The organism is Streptomyces sp. NPDC048415 (assembly GCF_040651675.1).
Taxonomy (GTDB): domain Bacteria; phylum Actinomycetota; class Actinomycetes; order Streptomycetales; family Streptomycetaceae; genus Streptomyces.
The window spans coordinates 1-16,263 of sequence record NZ_JBEZKJ010000140.1 but is presented as its reverse complement, the minus strand read 5'-3'; the positions used below and the strand labels follow the sequence as shown (position 1 = coordinate 16,263).

Here is a 16,263-nt window from a genome sequence, read left to right as displayed (position 1 = left end):
GCCCTGCCGAAGGACATCAGCACCCACTGGATACGAACGGGGTGGACGCCCACAGCGACGGCCGACGTACAGGTTCCGGGCGGCGTGCCCCGGTCGACGGCTCCACTGGAACCGGCGTTCCCCGTAGTGCCGCCCTCCGCCCCCGCGGGCCGCACCGGCCCCGTGGGACGGCGGAACACCACGGTGCCGCCGGATGCCGGGGGCTGGGCACCGCTGCCCGGGTCGGCGGGCGGGATCGTCGCCGTACCGTCCGTGCGGGAGGACGTGCCGTCGGGCTGGATGACCGCGTCGGCCGGCTGTGCCGCGCGCGGGATGCGCGGGTCGGCACCCTGGGGCGCGCCCCAGGACACGCGGCGGTCCTGTTCGCCGCCGAAGCCGGACTGCTGGGAGCGGTCGGCGCCCCACGCGGTGGCGGGCTCGGGGCGGCTGCCGTGCTGGGCGTCGGCGGGATTCGTCCGGCGGGGCTGCGGGTCCTCGTCGAAGAAGTGCGGTCCCGTCTCCTCCGCGGGTGCGGGCGCCGGTGCGGGCACGTGGGCGGGGCGCACGCCGGGCGGCGGCGCGAGCGGCTCGCCGTCGGACGGCGCCGGGCGGCTCGTACCCGGTACCCAGGCGGCACCGTTCCAGTACCGGACATATCCAGGAATGGAGGGGTCCGGGTAATACCCTTCGCGGGGCCTGTCGTCACCGGGGGCCGGGGTTGGGGCGCTCATGTCCGTCGTCCCGTATCTGCTCGGGGGTTTCTTGGGGGCTCCACATCTATCAGACCGGCGCGTGCCACTGGGCGGCTCCGGCACTCACAGCCCCCATTTGGGCACCTCCATGTCGCTCTTCGCGCTCGTTCTCAAACGCCTGACGGGCTCAGAACGCCTCCGAAAAAGCTCTCGAACCCGCGTAATGCTCGCGGACCAACGCGCTCTCCACTCGTACGGGGCCGCTCACAGGGCCCGTACAACGAAAGGAAGCGCACCGACATGCACACCGTCGTGGAACGTGAGCTCGAGCTCAAACTCGTCCTGTCACCCGAGCGCAGCATCCCCGTCCCGGCGCGGCTCAGTTACCGCACCGACGATCCGTACGCCGTCCACATCGCCTTTCATATCGGCTCCGACCACCCCGTCAACTGGACCTTCGCCCGCGAACTGCTCGTGGAGGGGGTGTTCCGGCCCTGCGGTCACGGCGATGTGCGGGTGTGGCCGACGAAGGTCGCGGGCCGCAGCGTGGTGCTGATGGCGCTGAATTCGCCGGACGGCGACGCGCTGCTCGAGGCGCCCGCCGCGCAGGTTTCGGCGTGGCTGGAGCGCACCCTGCGGGCGGTCCCGCCGGGCTCTGAGGCCGAGCAGCTCGGCATCGACGCCGGCCTCGCCGAGCTGCTCGCTCCGACGCCGGCCGACGACCTGTGGCTGCGGGACCCGTGGCCGTCGGACGAGTCGAAGGACGGGGAGTGACGGGATCGGGGATCAGAAGAGCTTGCCCGGATTCAGCAGCCCCAGCGGGTCGAACGTCGCCTTGATCGCCCGCTGCATCTCCACGCCCACCGGGCCGATCTCGCGCGCCAGCCACTCTTTCTTCAGGACGCCCACGCCGTGCTCCCCGGTGATCGTGCCGCTGAGTTCCAGGCCGAGGGCCATGAGCTCGTCGAAGGACTCGCGGGCGCGCCGGGACTCGTCGGGGTCGCCGGCGTCGAAGCAGACGGTGGGGTGGGTGTTGCCGTCACCGGCGTGCGCGCAGACGCCGATGGTCAGGGCGTACTTCTCCGCGACGCGCTCGACGCCCTCGAGCATGTCGCCGAGCCGGGAGCGCGGCACGCAGACGTCGTCGATCATCGTGGTGCCCTTGACCGCCTCGAGCGCGGTGAGCGACAACCGCCGTGCCTGGAGGAGGAGTTCGGACTCGGCCGCGTCCTCCGCGGGGACGACCTGGGTGGCGCCCGCGGCTTCGCAGAGCGCGCCGACCGCGGCGAGGTCGGCGGCCGGATCGTGGGTGTCGAAGGCGGCCAGCAGCAGCGCCTCGGTGGTCTCCGGGAGGCCCATGTGCGCGAGGTCGTTGACGGCCTTCACGGTCGTACGGTCCATCAGTTCGAGGAGGGACGGCACATGCCCGCCCTCCATGATCCGGCAGACGGCGTCGCAGGCGGCCCGCGCCGACCCGAACTCGGCGGCCAGGACCAGCTGCTGGGGCGGCTGCGGCTTCAGGGCCAGGATTGCCCGTACGACGATGCCGAGCGAGCCCTCGGAGCCCACGAAGAGGCGGGTGAGGTCGTAGCCGGCGACGCCCTTCGCCGTACGGCGGCCGGTGGACATGAGCCGTCCGTCGGCGAGGACGACGTCCAGGCCGAGGACGTACTCGGCCGTCACCCCGTACTTGACGCAGCACAGGCCGCCGGAGGCCGTGCCGATGTTGCCGCCGATCGTGCACATCTCCCAGCTGGAGGGGTCCGGCGGGTAGTACAGGCCGTGTTCGCCCACCGCTCGGGAGAGCGTGGCGTTGATGACGCCGGGCTCGACGACGGCGATCCGGTCGACCGGGTTGATCTCGAGGATCCGGTCCATCTTCACCAGGGACAGCACGATGCAGCCGTCCGAGGCGTTCGCTGCGCCGGACAGGCCGGTGCGGGCGCCCTGCGGGACGACCGGGACGCGCAGCTCGGTCGCGGTGCGCATGACGTGCTGGACCTGTTCGACGGTGCGCGGCAGGACGACCACGGCGGGGGTGCCCGCCTCGCAGAAGCTCGCCATGTCGTTGGCGTACGAGGCCGTGACGTCCGGATCGGTGAGAACGGCTTCGGCCGGCAGGCCGCTCAGCAGCCGGTCCGTGAGGTTGCCGGTCGCTTCGTCGCGCGGGGCTTCGATACGGCTCATGATCACAGCGTCGCACTCGGGGCCATCGGTGTGAACCCCATCCGCGCGAGCCTTGGCGTGCCGGGATGTGGTCATCATATTGACGCACAGTGAGCGGCATGGAGATCGAAGAGCGACAGCCGGTGCTCACCGGGCTGCAGCCTCAGGAGCCCTCCGGGGCGCGCCTCTCCCCCGTCGCCCGGCGTGTGCTGATCGGCGTGGTCGCGGGCGGTGCCGTCCTCGGCGGTGTGCTGGTCCTGCTCCCCTCGGTGCGGCATCCCTCGGCGCGGCATCCCGCGGCGCCGCGGCCGGCGGCGGGTCCGTTGAACCGCGCGATGACGGCGGTGGGCGCCGGGGTGCCGGCCGCGCTGCCCGATCTGGCGGCGCTCATCGGGGATCGCGAGGCCTATCTGCGGGCTCACCCGCGCGACGGGCAGTCGTGGGCGGTGCTCGGCGACGCGTACGTGGAGCGGGCGCGGCGAACCGCGACGCCCGCGTACTACGCGAAGGCCGAGGACGCCCTGCGTACGTCGCTGACCGTCGGGCCGAGGGCGAACCCGGAGGCGTTGGACGGGCTCGCCACGCTCGCCGTCGCGCGGGGCGATTTCCGGGCGGCGAAGAAGTGGGGCGAGGAGGCGGTGCGGCTGGCGCCCAAGCGGTGGACGGCGTATCCGCCGCTGATCGACGCGTACACCGGGCTCGGGGACTACAAGGCGACCCGCAAGACCCTGGACAAGCTGCTGGGGCTGCGCACCGGGCCGACGGTGATGGCGCGGGCCGCGCGCGTCTACTGGGACCGCGGCTGGCGGGAGGACGCGGTGGCCTCGATCGCCGACGCGGCGGCGGCCGCGAAGACGCCCGCCGAGCAGGCGGTCTTTCTCGAGCAGGCGGGTGACCTGGCGTGGGAGCGCGGGGACCGGGAGCAGTCACTGAGCTACTACGAGGCCGCGCTGCGCGCCGATCCCGACGAGCACGGGGCGCTCGCCGGGCGGGGGCGCGCGCTGGCGGCACTCGGGCGCACCTCGGAGGCGTTGAGGGCCTATCGGTCGGCGCTCGCCAAGCGGCCCGCGCCGCGGTACGCGCTGGAGCTGGGGGAGCTGTACGAGAAGCTGGGGCTCAGCAGGAACGCGCGGGCGCAGTACGACCTGCTGCGGGAACGGGTGCGGCAGGAGACCGCGGCCGGCGTGGACGACGAGCTGGTCCTCGGGCTGTTCGAGGCGGACCACGGGGATCCGGTGGAGGCGGTGCGGCGGCTGCACGCCGAGTGGCTGCGTCAGCCCGGCATTCCCGTCGCGGACGCGCTGGGCTGGGCTCTGCACCGGGCCGGGGACAACGAGGACGCGCTCAAGTTCGCCACGCGGGCCACGGACAAGGAGCACGGGGGTGGCGTACGCAGTGCGCTCTACGCCTATCACCGGGGGCAGATCGAACGCGACCTCGACCTGGCCGGGCCGGCCCGCCGCCACCTCGCCGAGGCCCTGCGCGTCAACCCGTACTTCTCCCCCCTCCTCGTACCACAGGCCCACCAGGCACTGGCGGCCCTGGGCGAACCCCCGGTCCAGGACCCGAACGAGCCGGAGGAGGACCCCGGAGACCCCTCGACCCCGGAGCCGTCCGAGCCGGCACCGACACCGACACCGGCCCCGGGAGGCCCGGGGACGCGCTGAGCGCGGGGGCGCGCCGCGCGGGGCCGGCCGCCGTCGGGGCGCCAGCCCACGAACCCCCAGGGGCGTAGGTCCGACGGGTTCAGACGGCCGCCGTGCCGATGAGGGCGTTGCGGGTGACCAGGGCCGTCAGTTCCGGTTCGTCCAGGGAGTCTGTGCCGGCGGGGCGGCGGGGGAGGACCAGATAGCGGGTCTCGGCGCTGGAGTCCCAGACCGAGATCTGCGTGTCGGCGGGCAGGAGGAGGCCGAACTCGGCCAGCACCGCGCGGGGTTCGCGGACGACGCGGGAACGGTAGGACTCGGACTTGTACCAGCTCGGGGAGGGACCGAGGAGCCGGAGCGGGTAGCAGGAGCAGAGGGTGCACACGATGACGTTGTGCACGGACTCCGTGTTCTCCACGACGCGCAGACGCTGGTACGAGCCCTCCATGAAGCCGAGCTCCTGGACGGCGGCCGTCCCGTCGGCCAGCAGGCGGGACTTGAAGGCCGGGTCCACCCAGGCGCGGGCCACGACACGCGCCCCGTTGGCCGGCGACGACTGGGCGAGGAACGCGTCGATCGCCTCGTCCAGCACCCCGCCCGAGAGCACCCCCTTCTCCTCCAGCAGGCTCTCCAGGCGCCGCACCCTCCGGGAGATCAGCGCGTCCGCGTGGTCACCGCTCATGTCCGGGATCCTCTTCCAAGTAGCTTTCCCACAAGTCCAGTACGACGTGATGGTCGCCCTCGCCCCACAGGTCACGGGCCGCGAAGCGGACCGCGTACACCTGCTCGACCGGAGTGTCGGGGCCGCTCCCCCGCGCGCTGACGTCCGCGAGTTCGGCACGTCCCTCTGGCTCGACGACGACGCCCCGCTTGCCGCGGGCGTAGCGCGGCAGGCGGGTGTGGTGCGGCGGATCGTGGTCGAAGGTGCGGACGTATGTGCCCGGCGCGAAGCGGTCCTCAGCCATGGGCCCCGGCCCCGGTCTCGTCCGGTGCGTCCAGCTCGCCCGGCGCGATGACACCCTTGCGCTCCAGCAGCGCGCAGATCGCGGTGAACCACCGCTCGTAGTACGAGGCCGCCAGGTACTCCTTGGCCGGCATCGACTCGATCGCGTCCCGGAACTCGTTGGTGTTGAACAGCCCCTGTCCGCGCAGCGCGTTGAAGAGGCCGACGACCCGGGCCTCCCAGTCGGCGTGGAAGGGCTCGGTGTCGTCGCTGGTGTCGAGGGCACCGAAGCCTTGCACGCCGCCCACGTCGTTGATCCTGGCCATGCGGTCAGCGTACGACGCCCGCCCGGCTATGCCTTGTACGGCTTGTAGAAGGCCGAGAATCTGCGGGCCCCCTCGACACCCGAGGCGAGCCCCATGTACAGCCGCAGGCCACCCGTGCGCCGGATGGCGAGGCCCTCGGGTTCGCGGTGGTCGAGCGAGTACCCGGCCTCGGTCCGCTCCCGCTGGAGCAGCTTGCCGGTGCGGATGTCGAGGCAGGAGAGGTACGCGTTGCCGTGGCGCGCGGGCGGGTTGGCCGCCTCGTCGTACGCCGTGCCCGCGAGCTGGTAGAGGTGGTCGCCGTGCAGCGCGTACCCCTGGAACGGGATGTCGGGGTCCGGGTGGGCGCCGGTCTGCGCGAAGTCGGCGAGGTGGTCCGCGTAGTCGCCCGCGATGAAGGTGTCGAGGTCCCAGACGCGGTAGCGCGGCTTGCCCGCAACGCGGTGGCGTATGGCGATGCGGCTGCCGGCCATACAGACGGACGGCTGGTTGTTGACGGACCCGGCTATCGGGTGGCGGACCTTGACCTGGCCGAGGGTGCGCGTCTGTCCGTTGAAGAAGCGGAAGCGGGTGACGCCCCTGCCGTATCCGTTCCCCTTCGGCGCGTCGGCCTCCGTCCAGATCCAGACGGTGCCGTTGGAGGCGTTCTGCACGCCCATGGACACGCCGTGTCCGAAGCCCGGCAGATACATGTGGCCGAGCCGGTTGCCCTCGTAGTCGAGCTTGCTCAGGCACAGGTTGCCCCGGCCCCTGCCGCCGGGCGCGATCTGCAGGACGTACAGCCGCTTGTTCACCTCGTCGAAGGCGAAGGACTGCGCGACCGTCTTCTCGCGGAGTGTGTCCTTCTTCCACAGCCAGCGGACGGCCGGTGTGGCGAGGTCTATGCGCCCCTCGACGGTGGTGGTGCCGGCCTGTGTCTCCCCCATGAGGCCTCGTCCTCCCGTGTCCTGTGGGCGCCCGGGCGGCGTCCACAGGACTTGAGAGTCCCAACTGGGGTTCTACGGCTGCAAGTTCGGCGCGCGGACACACGCCGATCCACAGGTGGCTTACAGGTTGCCCCGCTTCTCCTGCTCCCGCTCGATCGCCTCGAACAGGGCCTTGAAGTTGCCCTTGCCGAAGCCCATCGAGCCGTGCCGCTCGATGATCTCGAAGAAGACGGTCGGCCGGTCCTGGACCGGCTTGGTGAAGATCTGCAGCAGATAGCCGTCCTCGTCGCGGTCGGCGAGGATCTTCAGCTCGCGCAGGGTGTCGACGGGGACACGGGTGTCGCCGACCCACTCGCCGAGGGTGTCGTAGTAGGAGTCGGGGGTGTCGAGGAACTGGACTCCGGCCGCGCGCATGGTGCGTACGGTCTCGACGATGTCGTTCGTGTTCAGCGCGATGTGCTGGACGCCCGCGCCGCCGTAGAACTCCAGGTACTCGTCGATCTGGGACTTCTTCTTGGCGATGGCGGGCTCGTTGATCGGGAACTTGACCTTGAGCGTGCCGTCGGCGACGACCTTCGACATCAGGGCGCTGTACTCGGTCGCGATGTCGTCGCCCACGAACTCCTTCATGTTCGTGAAGCCCATGACCTTGTTGTAGAAGCCGACCCAGTCGTTCATGCGGCCGAGTTCGACATTGCCGACGCAGTGGTCGATGGCCTGGAAGGTGCGGTGGGCGGGCGGCTCCACGATCGGCTTCGCGGTCACGAAACCGGGCAGATAGGGGCCCTCGTAGCCCGAGCGCTCGACGAGCGTGTGGCGTGTCTCGCCGTACGTGGCGATCGCGGCGAGGACGACCGTGCCGTGCTCGTCCTTGATCTCGTACGGCTCCTCGACCGAACGGGCGCCGTGCTCGATGGCGTACGCGTACGCGGCGCGCGCGTCCGGCACCTCGATGGCGAGGTCGACGACGCCGTCGCCGTGCGCGGCCACGTGCTCGGCGAGGAAGTGGCCCCAGGTGGTGGCGGGCTTGATGACGGAGGTGAGGACGAAGCGCGCCGAGCCGTTCTCGAGGACGTACGACGCCGTCTCGCGGCTGCCGTTCTCCGGTCCGGAGTAGGCCACGAGCCGCATGCCGAAGGCGGTGGAGTAGTAGTGCGCGGCCTGCTTGGCGTTGCCGACGGCGAAGACGACCGCGTCCATTCCCTTGACCGGGAAGGGGTCGGCCTGCCGGGCGGTGTCAGGGGTGTGGTGTGTGGTCTGCGTCATGGCCGCAGACTCCCTCCGTTCCGCAAGGTGCGCAACAGTTTGCGTATCGGCTGGACAATGTGCTCAGAGCAAGGCGGGTATCGCCGGGCTTTATGTACAGGATGACCATCTCGGAGGTCCGCGTGGCGATCGATCATCTGGACGGCCGGCTCCTCGTGCTGCTCGCCGAGGAGCCGCGCATCGGCGTCCTGGAGATGTCGCGGCGGCTCGGGGTCGCGCGCGGCACGGTGCAGGCCCGGCTCGACCGGCTTCAGTCGAACGGAGTCATCCGCGGGTTCGGACCGCAGGTGGACCCCGCGGCGCTCGGGTACCCCGTCACCGCGTTCGCGACCCTGCAGATCCGGCAGGGCCAAGGGGCTGACGTACGGGCCCATTTGGCGACCGTGCCCGAGGTCCTGGAGCTGCACACCACCACCGGCGGCGGGGACATGCTGTGCCGGCTCGTGGCGCGCTCGAACGCCGATCTCCAGCGGGTGATCGACCGGGTTGTCGGTTTTGATGGCATCGTCCGGGCCTCCACGGCGATCGTCATGGAGAACCCCGTTCCGCTACGGATCATCCCGCTGGTGGAGCAGGCGGCGACCGAGCACTGACCGAGGACCGGGGTGAGGTGGCGTGAACTTCTGGGAGTACCTGAGCAGCCGCCATCAGCAGCTGCTCACGGACGCCTACCAGCACGCCAGCGCGGTCTTCCAGTGCATGGTCGTGGCGACCGTCATCGGCGTGGTGATCGGTGTCGTCACCTACCGCAGCGAGTGGGCCGGCAGTCTCGCCACGACCACCACGTCCACGATTCTGACCATCCCGTCGCTCGCCATGATCGGTCTGCTGATCCCGATCGTGGGCCTGGGCGTGCCGCCGACCGTCACCGCGCTGACCCTGTACGGGCTGCTGCCGATCGTGCGCAACGCGATCGTGGGCCTGCGCGGCGTCGATCCCTCGCTCGTGGACGCGGCGAAGGGCATCGGCATGTCGCGGTTCGCCCGGCTGGTGCGGGTCGAGCTGCCGCTGGCCTGGCCGCCGATCCTCACCGGCATCCGGGTCTCCACCCAGATGCTGATGGGCATCGCGGCCATCGCGGCGTACGCCTCAGGGCCCGGCCTCGGCAACGAGATCTTCCGCGGCATCGGCTCCCTGGGCAGCAAGAACGCGCTCAACCAGGTGCTCGCGGGCACGCTCGGGATCATCATTCTGGCGCTGCTGTTCGACGCCGCGTACGTCCTGATCGGGCGGCTGACCATTCCGAGGGGGATCCGTGCCTGAGACTGCCTCCGCCTCCGCCTCCACCTCCGCCTCCACCACGGGTGCGACGATCGAGCTGGAGAATCTCACCAAGCGGTATCCGGGCAGCCGCGATCCCGCCGTGGACAGCGTCAACATGGAGATCAAGGCGGGTGAACTCGTCGTCCTCGTGGGTCCGTCAGGGTGCGGGAAGTCCACCACCCTGAAGATGATCAACCGGCTGATCGAGCCGACCGGCGGCCGTATCCGCATCGGCGGCGAGGACGTCACCGACATGGACCCGGTGAAGCTGCGCCGCAAGGTCGGCTACGCGATCCAGTCCTCCGGGCTCTTCCCGCACATGACCGTCGCCCAGAACATCGCGCTCGTACCGAAAATGGTCGGCTGGTCCAAGTCGAGGATCAAGGCGCGGGTCGAGGAGATGCTGGACCTGGTCGGGCTGGACCCGGGCGAGTTCCAGGGCCGCTATCCGCGCCAGCTCTCGGGCGGCCAACAGCAACGGGTGGGGGTGGCCCGGGCGCTCGCCGCCGATCCGCCCGTCCTGCTGATGGACGAGCCGTTCGGAGCGGTGGACCCGATCACCCGCGACCACCTCCAGGACGAGCTGATCCGGCTCCAGTACGAGCTGCACAAGACGATCGTCTTCGTCACGCACGACTTCGACGAGGCGATCAAGCTCGGTGACCGGATCGCGGTCCTGCGCGAGCGCTCGCACATCGCCCAGTTCGACACCCCGGAGGCGATCCTCACCAATCCGGCCGACGACTTCGTTTCGGGGTTCGTGGGCGCGGGCGCGGCGCTCAAGCGGCTCAACCTCACCCGTGTACGGGACGTGGAGATCACGGACTATCCGACGGTCACCGTCGACGACCCGCTCCAGGACATCTTCAACAAGCTCCGCTCCAGCGGTACGAACGAGATCCTGCTGCTGGACAAGCGGGGCCGCCCCTACAAGTGGCTGCGGCGCGGCGACCTGATGCGGGCCAGGGGCTCACTGGCACGGGCGGGCACGCTGGTGCACGACACGGTGACCAGGGACGCGACACTGCGGGACGCCCTGGAGGCGGTGCTCATCGACAACACGGGCCGGGTCGCGGTCACCGGGCGGCGCGGCGAGTACACCGGCGTCGTCGACATGGAGACGCTGATGAACTCCGTGCACGAACTCCTCGAGGCCGACCGGCTCGACGCGATGGAGCACCAGCACGAGCTGGAGGAGGCGCGCGCCCTGCAGACCCACCACGACCAGGAGGGCGTCGACACCGGGGAGGCGAAGGCGTGAACACTCCCCCGGCCGAGCAACGGCCCGAGGACGAGCACGACGTCAAGGGGCTCGCCTTCCGGGACGAGGGCGAGGCGGAACAGGAGGCCCCGCCGCCGCCCGCCACGACCAGGCGCCGCGTCACCTGGCAGAAGCTGACCTTCCTGCCCGTTCTGCTGATCGCCGTGCTGCTCGCCACCTGGATCTGGTTCCAGCAGGCGCACCTCGACCCGATCTCCGAGAACGCCCTGTCGAACGGCCAGGTGTCCAAGGCCCTGTGGCAACAGATCCAACTGACCGCCATCTCCACCTTCTTCGTGCTGATCATCGCGATCCCGCTGGGCATCCTGCTCACCCGCAGGGCGTTCCGGAAAGCGACGCCGGTCGCGATGACCTTCGCCAACATGGGACAGGCGACGCCGGCGATCGGCCTGCTGGCGCTCCTGGTCATCTGGCTCGGCACCGGTCAGAAGGCCGCCTTGATCGGCATCATCATCTACGCCGTCCTGCCGGTCCTGTCCAACACGATCGCGGGCCTGAAGGCCAACGACCCGACGCTCCTCGAGGCGGCCCGCGGCATCGGCATGTCGCCGCTGGGCGTCCTGTCCCGCATCGAACTCCCCCTCGCCGTCCCCCTGATCCTCGCCGGCGTGCGCACGGCCCTCGTCCTGAACGTGGGTACGGCCACCCTCGCCACCTTCGGCGGCGGAGGCGGTCTCGGCGTCCTCATCACCACCGGGATCACCACCCAGCGGATGCCGGTCCTGGTCCTCGGCTCGATCCTCACGGTCTCGCTAGCGCTGCTCGTCGACTGGCTCGCGTCGCTGGCCGAACTGCTGCTCCGTCCACGCGGGTTGGAGGCAGGGTCGTGAGGCGCGGGTTTCTGCTGCTGGCCGGGGTGCTGGTGCTGGCCTCCGGCTGCGGTCTGACCAGCGGCTCCCCCATGGTCGACGACGTCAGGCCCGGCTCGATCGGAGTGGGCGAACCGCTCAAGGGCGCCGATCTCACCGTGACCTCCAAGGAGTTCACCGAGCAGCTGATCCTCGGCGCGATCATGGGCATCGCCTTCGAGGCGGCCGGCGCGGACGTACTCGACCGGACCGGCATCCAGGGGTCGATCGGCGCCCGCGAGGCCGTCAAGAGCGGAGACGCGGACGCCATGTACGAGTACACGGGCACGGCGTGGATCACGTACCTCGGCAACAGTTCGCCCATCGACAACCCGTTGAAGCAGTGGCAGGCCGTGCGGGACGCCGACCTCAAGAACGGGCTGACCTGGCTGCCGCCGTCCGCCCTCAACAACACGTACGCGCTCGCCATGAACCAGGCCAACTTCAAGAAGTACGGCACGAAGACGCTCTCCGACGTGGCCGCGCTGGCCAGGTCGGACCCGGGCGCGGTCACGCTGTGCGTGGAGAGCGAGTTCGCCAACCGGGCCGACGGGTTGCCGGGCCTGGAGAAGGCGTACGGGATGAACGTGCCGGCGAAGAACGTCACCCAGATGGACACCGGGATCATCTACACCCAGGTGGCGAAGGGGAGTTGCACGTACGGGGAGGTGTTCACCACCGACGGGCGCATCAAGTCGATGAACCTGGCGGTGATGGCCGACGACAAGAAGTTCTTCCCCAACTACAACGCCGCCCCTGAGATCAACTCCAAGGCCCTGAAGAAGTATCCGGCGATCGCCCAGGTCATCGAGCCGGTGACGAAGAGGCTGAACAACACGGTGGCGCGGGACCTGAACGCGAGGGTGGACGTGAACGGGGAGGATCCGCACCAGGTGGCGCTGGACTGGATGAAGGCGGAGGGGTTCGTCAAGGGAGGGTGACACGGGTCGGCCGTCTCCTCGACTTCCAAAGACTTGGTTGCAAAGCAATCCTTGCAACTATTCCTTTGCAACGTTATGTTGGTACGCATGAACGAGCCCCAGGATCCACAGGTCCGCAGTCTCGACGCCCGCTCCCTGCGCGGGCTCGCACACCCCCTGCGCATGCAGCTCCTGGACGCCCTGCGCTTCGGCGGTCCGGCCACCGCCTCCCAACTCGCCCAGAAGTTGGGCGAGTCGAGCGGTGCCACCAGCTACCACCTGCGTCAGCTCGCCGCCCACGGCTTCGTCGAGGACGCCCCCGAGCGGGGCAAGGGGAGGGAGCGGTGGTGGAAGGCAGCCCACCGCGGCCTCAGTTTCGACGACTCTCTGCTCACGAACGCCGACCCGGCCGTGCGCGGGGCCGCCGACATGTACCTCCACGAGGTCGCGACCACGCAGACCCGGGACCTGTCCACCTGGCTGGGCAACCGGGACACATGGCCGGAGGAATGGAACCGCGTCTGGGACATGAGCAGCGCGACGCTACGGCTGACGCCCGAGCTCACCCGCGAACTCACCGAGAAGATGCACGCGCTCGTCGAGAGCTACCGCGACCTCGCCGCCACCGAGGACGACGCGGACGCCGCACAAGTACGCATCCACACGCACGCCTTCCCCATCACCACGGATTGAGAGAGGCACCCGATGATCGAGCCGCACACCCACCTCGCCCTGCACCACACCCGCGCCGCCGAACTCCAGGCCCAGGCCGACGCGTACCGTCTCGCCGCCGGGACCAAGCGTCCGAGCGAACTGCGCACCCGCCTCGGCTGGACCCTCGTAGAGGTCGGCCTGCGCCTCGCCTCCGCGCCGAAGGTGGCCGTAGCGCACTAGCTAGCAGCTCGGAACCGAGCCCTTCCCCTTCTCCAGGGACACCAGAGCGTCCACCGCGCCCTTCAGGGTGGTCACCGGAATCAGCCGCAGCCCCTTCGGCAGCTCCGACTTCGCGTCCGAGCACTCCGCCCTCGGTACGAGGAAGATCGTCGCCCCGTCGCGCCGCGCGGCCTGGGTCTTCAGGGCGACTCCCCCCACCGCGCCGACCTTGCCGTCGGTGTCGATCGTCCCCGTACCCGCGATGGTGCGGCCCCCCGTGAGGTCGCCGCCGCTGCCGTCGCCGTCCAGTTTGTCGACGATGCCGAGCGAGAAGAGCAGCCCGGCGCTGGGCCCGCCGACGTCGGCGAGCTTGAGCGTGACCTTGACGTCGTTCTTCTCGTGGAGGTACGAGAGCGCCGCCTCGGTGGCCATGTCCTGGGACTTCCTCATCTCGTCCGCGTTGTGCCGCTCGATCTCCTTGACGCTGTTCCCGCTCGGGTAGACCGAGTCGCGCGGCATCACGGCCCGGTCGGTGGCGAACCAGCCGTCGAGCACATCGCTGAGGGAGACACGCGCGTCCGGGCCGGTCGCCTCGATCGTCGTCATCCGCAGCTGCCCGCGCGTCCGACGGGTCGCCGTCCCGCTGATCGTGATCACTGGGTCGCCCTTGTTCTCGCCGAGGACGTTCGCCGTCAGGCCGGGCTGCGCCACGGAGAACGGCAGCGGGGCGAACACCGCCGTGGCGAGCAGGGCCACGACGGGAAGGGCGCAGACGGCGACGGCCTGGGGGCGCGTGAGGCGAGAGAGCACGGAGTCAATCTAACGTCACCGCTCAGCGCGGCTCCCGTACAGGTCTCACGTCACCGACCGGCACGGCCCCCGTACAGGTCCCGCCGGGCGGTCGTGAAGCGGCGCAGGGCCTCCGGGAGGGGGGCGATGCCGATGCCGGGCGTCCGCGGGACCGGCAGATGGCCCTCCTCGAGGACGAAGGGCTCGGTGATGTCCTCGGCGAAGTAGCGGCTGGAGGCGGAGGTGTCGCCGGGGAGCGTGCAGCCGGGCAGGGCCGCCAGCGCCAGGTTCGGGGCCCGGCCGATGCCCGTCTCCAGCATGCCGCCGCACCACACCGGCACCCCGTGCGCGTGCGCCACGTCGTGGATACGGCGGGCCTCCAGATAGCCGCCGACCCGGGCGGGCTTCACATTCACGACCCGGCACGCGTCCATGGCGAGCGCGGACGCTGTGTCGCGGGCGCTGTGCAGCGACTCGTCCAGGCAGACAGGGGTGGCGATGCGCTGCTGGAGGCGCGTGTGCGCGTGCAGGTTGTTTTCCTCCAGCGGCTCCTCGATCAGCAGCAGCCCGAACTCGTCGAGCCGGCGCAGATGCTCGGCGTCCGCGAGCGAGTACGCCGTATTCGCGTCGACCTGGAGCGGCAGCGCGTCCCCGAAGCGCTCCCGCACGGCCCGTATGGGATCCACGTCCCAGCCGGGTTCGATCTTCAGCTTGATGCGGACGTACCCCTCGGCGAGATAGCGCTCCACGTCGTCGAGAAGTGCCGGGACGGACTCCTTGATGCCGACGGAGACCCCGGCGGGTACACGGTCGCGCACGGACCCCAGATAGGTCGCGAGCGGCATGCCGTACGCGCGCAGCTCGGCGTCGAGCACGGCCGTCTCCAGCGCCGCCTTGGCCAGCTCGTGGCCCTTGATCTTCGCCATCGCGGGGGCGAGCGCGGCGGCCGTGAGGTCCGGGAGGGCGGCCACGCGCGGCAGCAGGAAGTCGCGGAGCACGATCTCGGCGCCCGCCACGAACTCCGAGCAGTACAGCGGCTCGGGGTCGGCGGCGAACTCCGACCAGCCCTCCGCCGCGTCCGTGACGACACGCAGGAGGAAGGTGTCCTTCGTCGTCATGGTCCCGAAGGACGTACGGAACGGGGTGACGAGGGGCAGGGCGATGTGGACGACTTCGACGCGTTCGAGCTTCATGCGGAGGCCTCCTCCTTCCGGGTCAGGGTGTACCAGCCGTCGCGGGACATCGCCGTGGCGGCGAACCCCTCGGCGAAGGCCTCCGTGAAGACCTCGCGGACGGCGTGCCGCCAGCGCAGCGCGAGCGGAGGGTCGGCGGCGCGCAGCTTGACGATGTCGTCCGGCACACGGCACCAGACACGGCGGCCGGCGAGGTCGCGGCGGGCGAGGGGTGCGCCGTCGGGGGCGAGGTGGGTGGCGCGGGCACCGTCACGGTCGCCTTCGGCCGTCGTACGGCGACGGGGCGCGGCGAGATCCCAGCTCACCGTCAGCCGGTCGCTCTCGTCCCCGTCGTTCACCCCGTCCGCCATGGGCCCGTAGAAGTCGACGAGGTACTCCGTGCCGGTGGCGCCCAGCTTGGCCAGGTTGAAGCGGGCGTTGCGGCCGACCAGCGGGTCGAAGGTCCAGCGCATGGTGCGGGCGCCGTGCTCCAGGGCCCAGGCGCGCTGGGCCTGCTTCACGGCGTAGCCGACGCCGCGGTCGGCCGCCGCCACCAGGGAGTAGGTGTCCCGCTGCCCGGGCGGCCCGAAGACCGCGACCGAGGCCCCGGCGAGCCGCTCCCCGCCGAGCGGGTACGCGGCGTGCACCGCGCCGCCCGCGTGGACGAGGCTGTGCAGCACCTCGGCCGGGTACGGCGGTGCGCTGGGCGGGGTCTGCCAGACGTCGCCGAAGAAGTCGGTCACGGCGGCGATACCGCTGACGTCGTGCACGGTACGGACGCCGACACCGGCCGCGCGGGCGGCGTCCGCCGCGAGATCACGTACGTCGGCTGTGGAGTCTCCTGTCATGGCACCGAGTCTCGGAGTTCGTGGCGGCGCTCACGTTGTGCATCAGGACAACGGCCGCGTACGTTCCTGAGGAGATCGGCCAAGCCCTCACGAAAGGGGTCCATGTGGACGCCTGCACCCTCGGCGACCTGCTGGACGTCATCGGCGGCCCCTCCGTACGTCTGCACACCGCGCCCGCCGGGCTCGCCGTGCCCGTCACTGAGGCGGTGTTGTACGACGCCCACGCACCGCTGCCCCGGGCGCCCGGGGCACTGCTGCTCGCGGTCGGCGTGCGCGCGGCCGCGGCGAGGCCTGGATCGAGATCCCCCAGCGCCCCCTGGTAAGTCT

General features: G+C 70.7%; 20 protein-coding genes. 10 read left to right on the top strand and 10 right to left on the bottom strand.

Annotated features, from left to right (window positions below; genetic code table 11):
• On the bottom strand, nucleotides 1-710 hold a 710-nt coding region (locus tag AB0D27_RS42375; protein ID WP_362520184.1), incomplete at its 3' end, for a DUF2510 domain-containing protein.
• Nucleotides 711-971: 261 nt separating this feature from the next.
• On the opposite strand from AB0D27_RS42375, the gene AB0D27_RS42370 reads away from it, so the two are divergent.
• Nucleotides 972-1,445: an SsgA family sporulation/cell division regulator gene (locus AB0D27_RS42370; protein ID WP_362520182.1), complete on the top strand. Its 474-nt coding sequence runs from the start codon at nucleotides 972-974 to the stop codon at nucleotides 1,443-1,445.
• A gap of 12 nt (nucleotides 1,446-1,457) precedes the next feature.
• On the opposite strand, the gene AB0D27_RS42365 is transcribed toward AB0D27_RS42370, so the two are convergent.
• Nucleotides 1,458-2,864, bottom strand: coding sequence for an FAD-linked oxidase C-terminal domain-containing protein (locus AB0D27_RS42365; RefSeq protein ID WP_362520192.1), 1,407 nt, complete (start codon nucleotides 2,862-2,864; stop codon nucleotides 1,458-1,460).
• Between the two features lie 92 nt (nucleotides 2,865-2,956).
• On the opposite strand from AB0D27_RS42365, the gene AB0D27_RS42360 reads away from it, so the two are divergent.
• Nucleotides 2,957-4,504, top strand: a complete 1,548-nt coding sequence (locus AB0D27_RS42360; protein ID WP_362520179.1) for a tetratricopeptide repeat protein — start codon at nucleotides 2,957-2,959, stop codon at nucleotides 4,502-4,504.
• A 79-nt stretch (nucleotides 4,505-4,583) separates the two neighbouring features.
• On the opposite strand, the gene nthA is transcribed toward AB0D27_RS42360, so the two are convergent.
• The 5 genes from nthA to hppD form a co-directional block, all read right to left on the bottom strand.
• Nucleotides 4,584-5,165: a nitrile hydratase subunit alpha gene (gene nthA, locus AB0D27_RS42355; RefSeq protein ID WP_362520177.1), complete on the bottom strand. Its 582-nt coding sequence runs from the start codon at nucleotides 5,163-5,165 to the stop codon at nucleotides 4,584-4,586.
• A complete protein-coding gene (locus AB0D27_RS42350; protein WP_362520174.1) occupies nucleotides 5,155-5,448 on the bottom strand; it encodes an SH3-like domain-containing protein in 294 nt (97 codons plus the stop codon). Before AB0D27_RS42350 ends, nthA begins: the two co-directional genes overlap by 11 nt.
• Nucleotides 5,441-5,752 (bottom strand): hypothetical protein, encoded by a 312-nt coding sequence (locus AB0D27_RS42345; RefSeq protein ID WP_362520171.1) that lies wholly within the window; start codon nucleotides 5,750-5,752, stop codon nucleotides 5,441-5,443. The genes AB0D27_RS42350 and AB0D27_RS42345 overlap by 8 nt, the downstream gene beginning before the upstream one ends.
• Before the next feature lie 26 nt (nucleotides 5,753-5,778).
• Nucleotides 5,779-6,675: a Teichoic acid biosynthesis protein C (Precursor) gene (locus AB0D27_RS42340; RefSeq protein WP_362520168.1), complete on the bottom strand. Its 897-nt coding sequence runs from the start codon at nucleotides 6,673-6,675 to the stop codon at nucleotides 5,779-5,781.
• 120 nt (nucleotides 6,676-6,795) lie between these two features.
• Entirely contained in the window at nucleotides 6,796-7,941 is a 1,146-nt protein-coding gene (gene hppD, locus AB0D27_RS42335) for a 4-hydroxyphenylpyruvate dioxygenase (protein WP_362520166.1), read from the bottom strand.
• A 122-nt stretch (nucleotides 7,942-8,063) separates the two neighbouring features.
• Between hppD and AB0D27_RS42330 the strand changes: the two genes are divergently transcribed.
• The 7 genes from AB0D27_RS42330 (at nucleotide 8,064) to AB0D27_RS42300 (ending at nucleotide 13,148) form a co-directional block, all read left to right on the top strand.
• Nucleotides 8,064-8,534 carry an Lrp/AsnC family transcriptional regulator gene (locus tag AB0D27_RS42330; protein WP_362520189.1) on the top strand — a complete coding sequence of 157 codons (471 nt, stop codon included), beginning with the start codon at nucleotides 8,064-8,066 and terminating at the stop codon, nucleotides 8,532-8,534.
• A 22-nt stretch (nucleotides 8,535-8,556) separates the two neighbouring features.
• The gene (locus AB0D27_RS42325; RefSeq protein WP_362520163.1) at nucleotides 8,557-9,204 is read left to right on the top strand and encodes an ABC transporter permease; all 648 of its coding nucleotides are present in this window, start codon (nucleotides 8,557-8,559) and stop codon (nucleotides 9,202-9,204) included.
• On the top strand, nucleotides 9,197-10,465 hold the full coding sequence (locus AB0D27_RS42320) for a betaine/proline/choline family ABC transporter ATP-binding protein (protein ID WP_362520160.1): 1,269 nt from the start codon (nucleotides 9,197-9,199) through the stop codon (nucleotides 10,463-10,465). Before AB0D27_RS42325 ends, AB0D27_RS42320 begins: the two co-directional genes overlap by 8 nt.
• Nucleotides 10,462-11,316: an ABC transporter permease gene (locus AB0D27_RS42315; protein WP_362520157.1), complete on the top strand. Its 855-nt coding sequence runs from the start codon at nucleotides 10,462-10,464 to the stop codon at nucleotides 11,314-11,316. The genes AB0D27_RS42320 and AB0D27_RS42315 overlap by 4 nt, the downstream gene beginning before the upstream one ends.
• Nucleotides 11,313-12,275, top strand: a complete 963-nt coding sequence (locus tag AB0D27_RS42310; protein ID WP_362520154.1) for a glycine betaine ABC transporter substrate-binding protein — start codon at nucleotides 11,313-11,315, stop codon at nucleotides 12,273-12,275. Before AB0D27_RS42315 ends, AB0D27_RS42310 begins: the two co-directional genes overlap by 4 nt.
• A gap of 87 nt (nucleotides 12,276-12,362) precedes the next feature.
• Nucleotides 12,363-12,947, top strand: a complete 585-nt coding sequence (locus AB0D27_RS42305; protein WP_362520151.1) for a helix-turn-helix domain-containing protein — start codon at nucleotides 12,363-12,365, stop codon at nucleotides 12,945-12,947.
• 15 nt (nucleotides 12,948-12,962) lie between these two features.
• Entirely contained in the window at nucleotides 12,963-13,148 is a 186-nt protein-coding gene (locus AB0D27_RS42300) for a hypothetical protein (RefSeq protein ID WP_362520187.1), read from the top strand.
• Here the strand turns inward: AB0D27_RS42300 and AB0D27_RS42295 are convergent, their stop codons facing one another.
• The 3 genes from AB0D27_RS42295 to AB0D27_RS42285 are packed head-to-tail and all read right to left on the bottom strand — an operon-like array spanning nucleotide 13,149 to nucleotide 15,936.
• On the bottom strand, nucleotides 13,149-13,937 hold the full coding sequence (locus tag AB0D27_RS42295; RefSeq protein WP_362520149.1) for a S16 family serine protease: 789 nt from the start codon (nucleotides 13,935-13,937) through the stop codon (nucleotides 13,149-13,151).
• A 50-nt stretch (nucleotides 13,938-13,987) separates the two neighbouring features.
• Nucleotides 13,988-15,109 carry an o-succinylbenzoate synthase gene (gene menC / locus AB0D27_RS42290; protein WP_362520146.1) on the bottom strand — a complete coding sequence of 374 codons (1,122 nt, stop codon included), beginning with the start codon at nucleotides 15,107-15,109 and terminating at the stop codon, nucleotides 13,988-13,990.
• Nucleotides 15,106-15,936, bottom strand: coding sequence for a chorismate synthase (locus AB0D27_RS42285; RefSeq protein ID WP_362520143.1), 831 nt, complete (start codon nucleotides 15,934-15,936; stop codon nucleotides 15,106-15,108). The genes menC and AB0D27_RS42285 overlap by 4 nt, the downstream gene beginning before the upstream one ends.
• Before the next feature lie 104 nt (nucleotides 15,937-16,040).
• Between AB0D27_RS42285 and AB0D27_RS42280 the strand changes: the two genes are divergently transcribed.
• Nucleotides 16,041-16,259 carry a hypothetical protein gene (locus AB0D27_RS42280; RefSeq protein WP_362520141.1) on the top strand — a complete coding sequence of 73 codons (219 nt, stop codon included), beginning with the start codon at nucleotides 16,041-16,043 and terminating at the stop codon, nucleotides 16,257-16,259.
• Nucleotides 16,260-16,263: the final 4 nt, after the last annotated feature.

Bases quoted from the DNA above. Each gene is read 5' to 3' on its own strand.
- AB0D27_RS42370 (WP_362520182.1), top strand. From the start codon at position 972: ATGCACACCGTCGTGGAACGTGAGCTCGAGCTCAAACTCGTCCTGTCA.
- AB0D27_RS42360 (WP_362520179.1), top strand. From the start codon at position 2,957: ATGGAGATCGAAGAGCGACAGCCGGTGCTCACCGGGCTGCAGCCTCAG.
- nthA (WP_362520177.1), bottom strand. From the start codon at position 5,165: ATGAGCGGTGACCACGCGGACGCGCTGATCTCCCGGAGGGTGCGGCGC.
- AB0D27_RS42350 (WP_362520174.1), bottom strand. From the start codon at position 5,448: ATGGCTGAGGACCGCTTCGCGCCGGGCACATACGTCCGCACCTTCGAC.
- AB0D27_RS42345 (WP_362520171.1), bottom strand. From the start codon at position 5,752: ATGGCCAGGATCAACGACGTGGGCGGCGTGCAAGGCTTCGGTGCCCTC.
- AB0D27_RS42340 (WP_362520168.1), bottom strand. From the start codon at position 6,675: ATGGGGGAGACACAGGCCGGCACCACCACCGTCGAGGGGCGCATAGAC.
- hppD (WP_362520166.1), bottom strand. From the start codon at position 7,941: ATGACGCAGACCACACACCACACCCCTGACACCGCCCGGCAGGCCGAC.
- AB0D27_RS42305 (WP_362520151.1), top strand. From the start codon at position 12,363: ATGAACGAGCCCCAGGATCCACAGGTCCGCAGTCTCGACGCCCGCTCC.
- menC (WP_362520146.1), bottom strand. From the start codon at position 15,109: ATGAAGCTCGAACGCGTCGAAGTCGTCCACATCGCCCTGCCCCTCGTC.
- AB0D27_RS42285 (WP_362520143.1), bottom strand. From the start codon at position 15,936: ATGACAGGAGACTCCACAGCCGACGTACGTGATCTCGCGGCGGACGCC.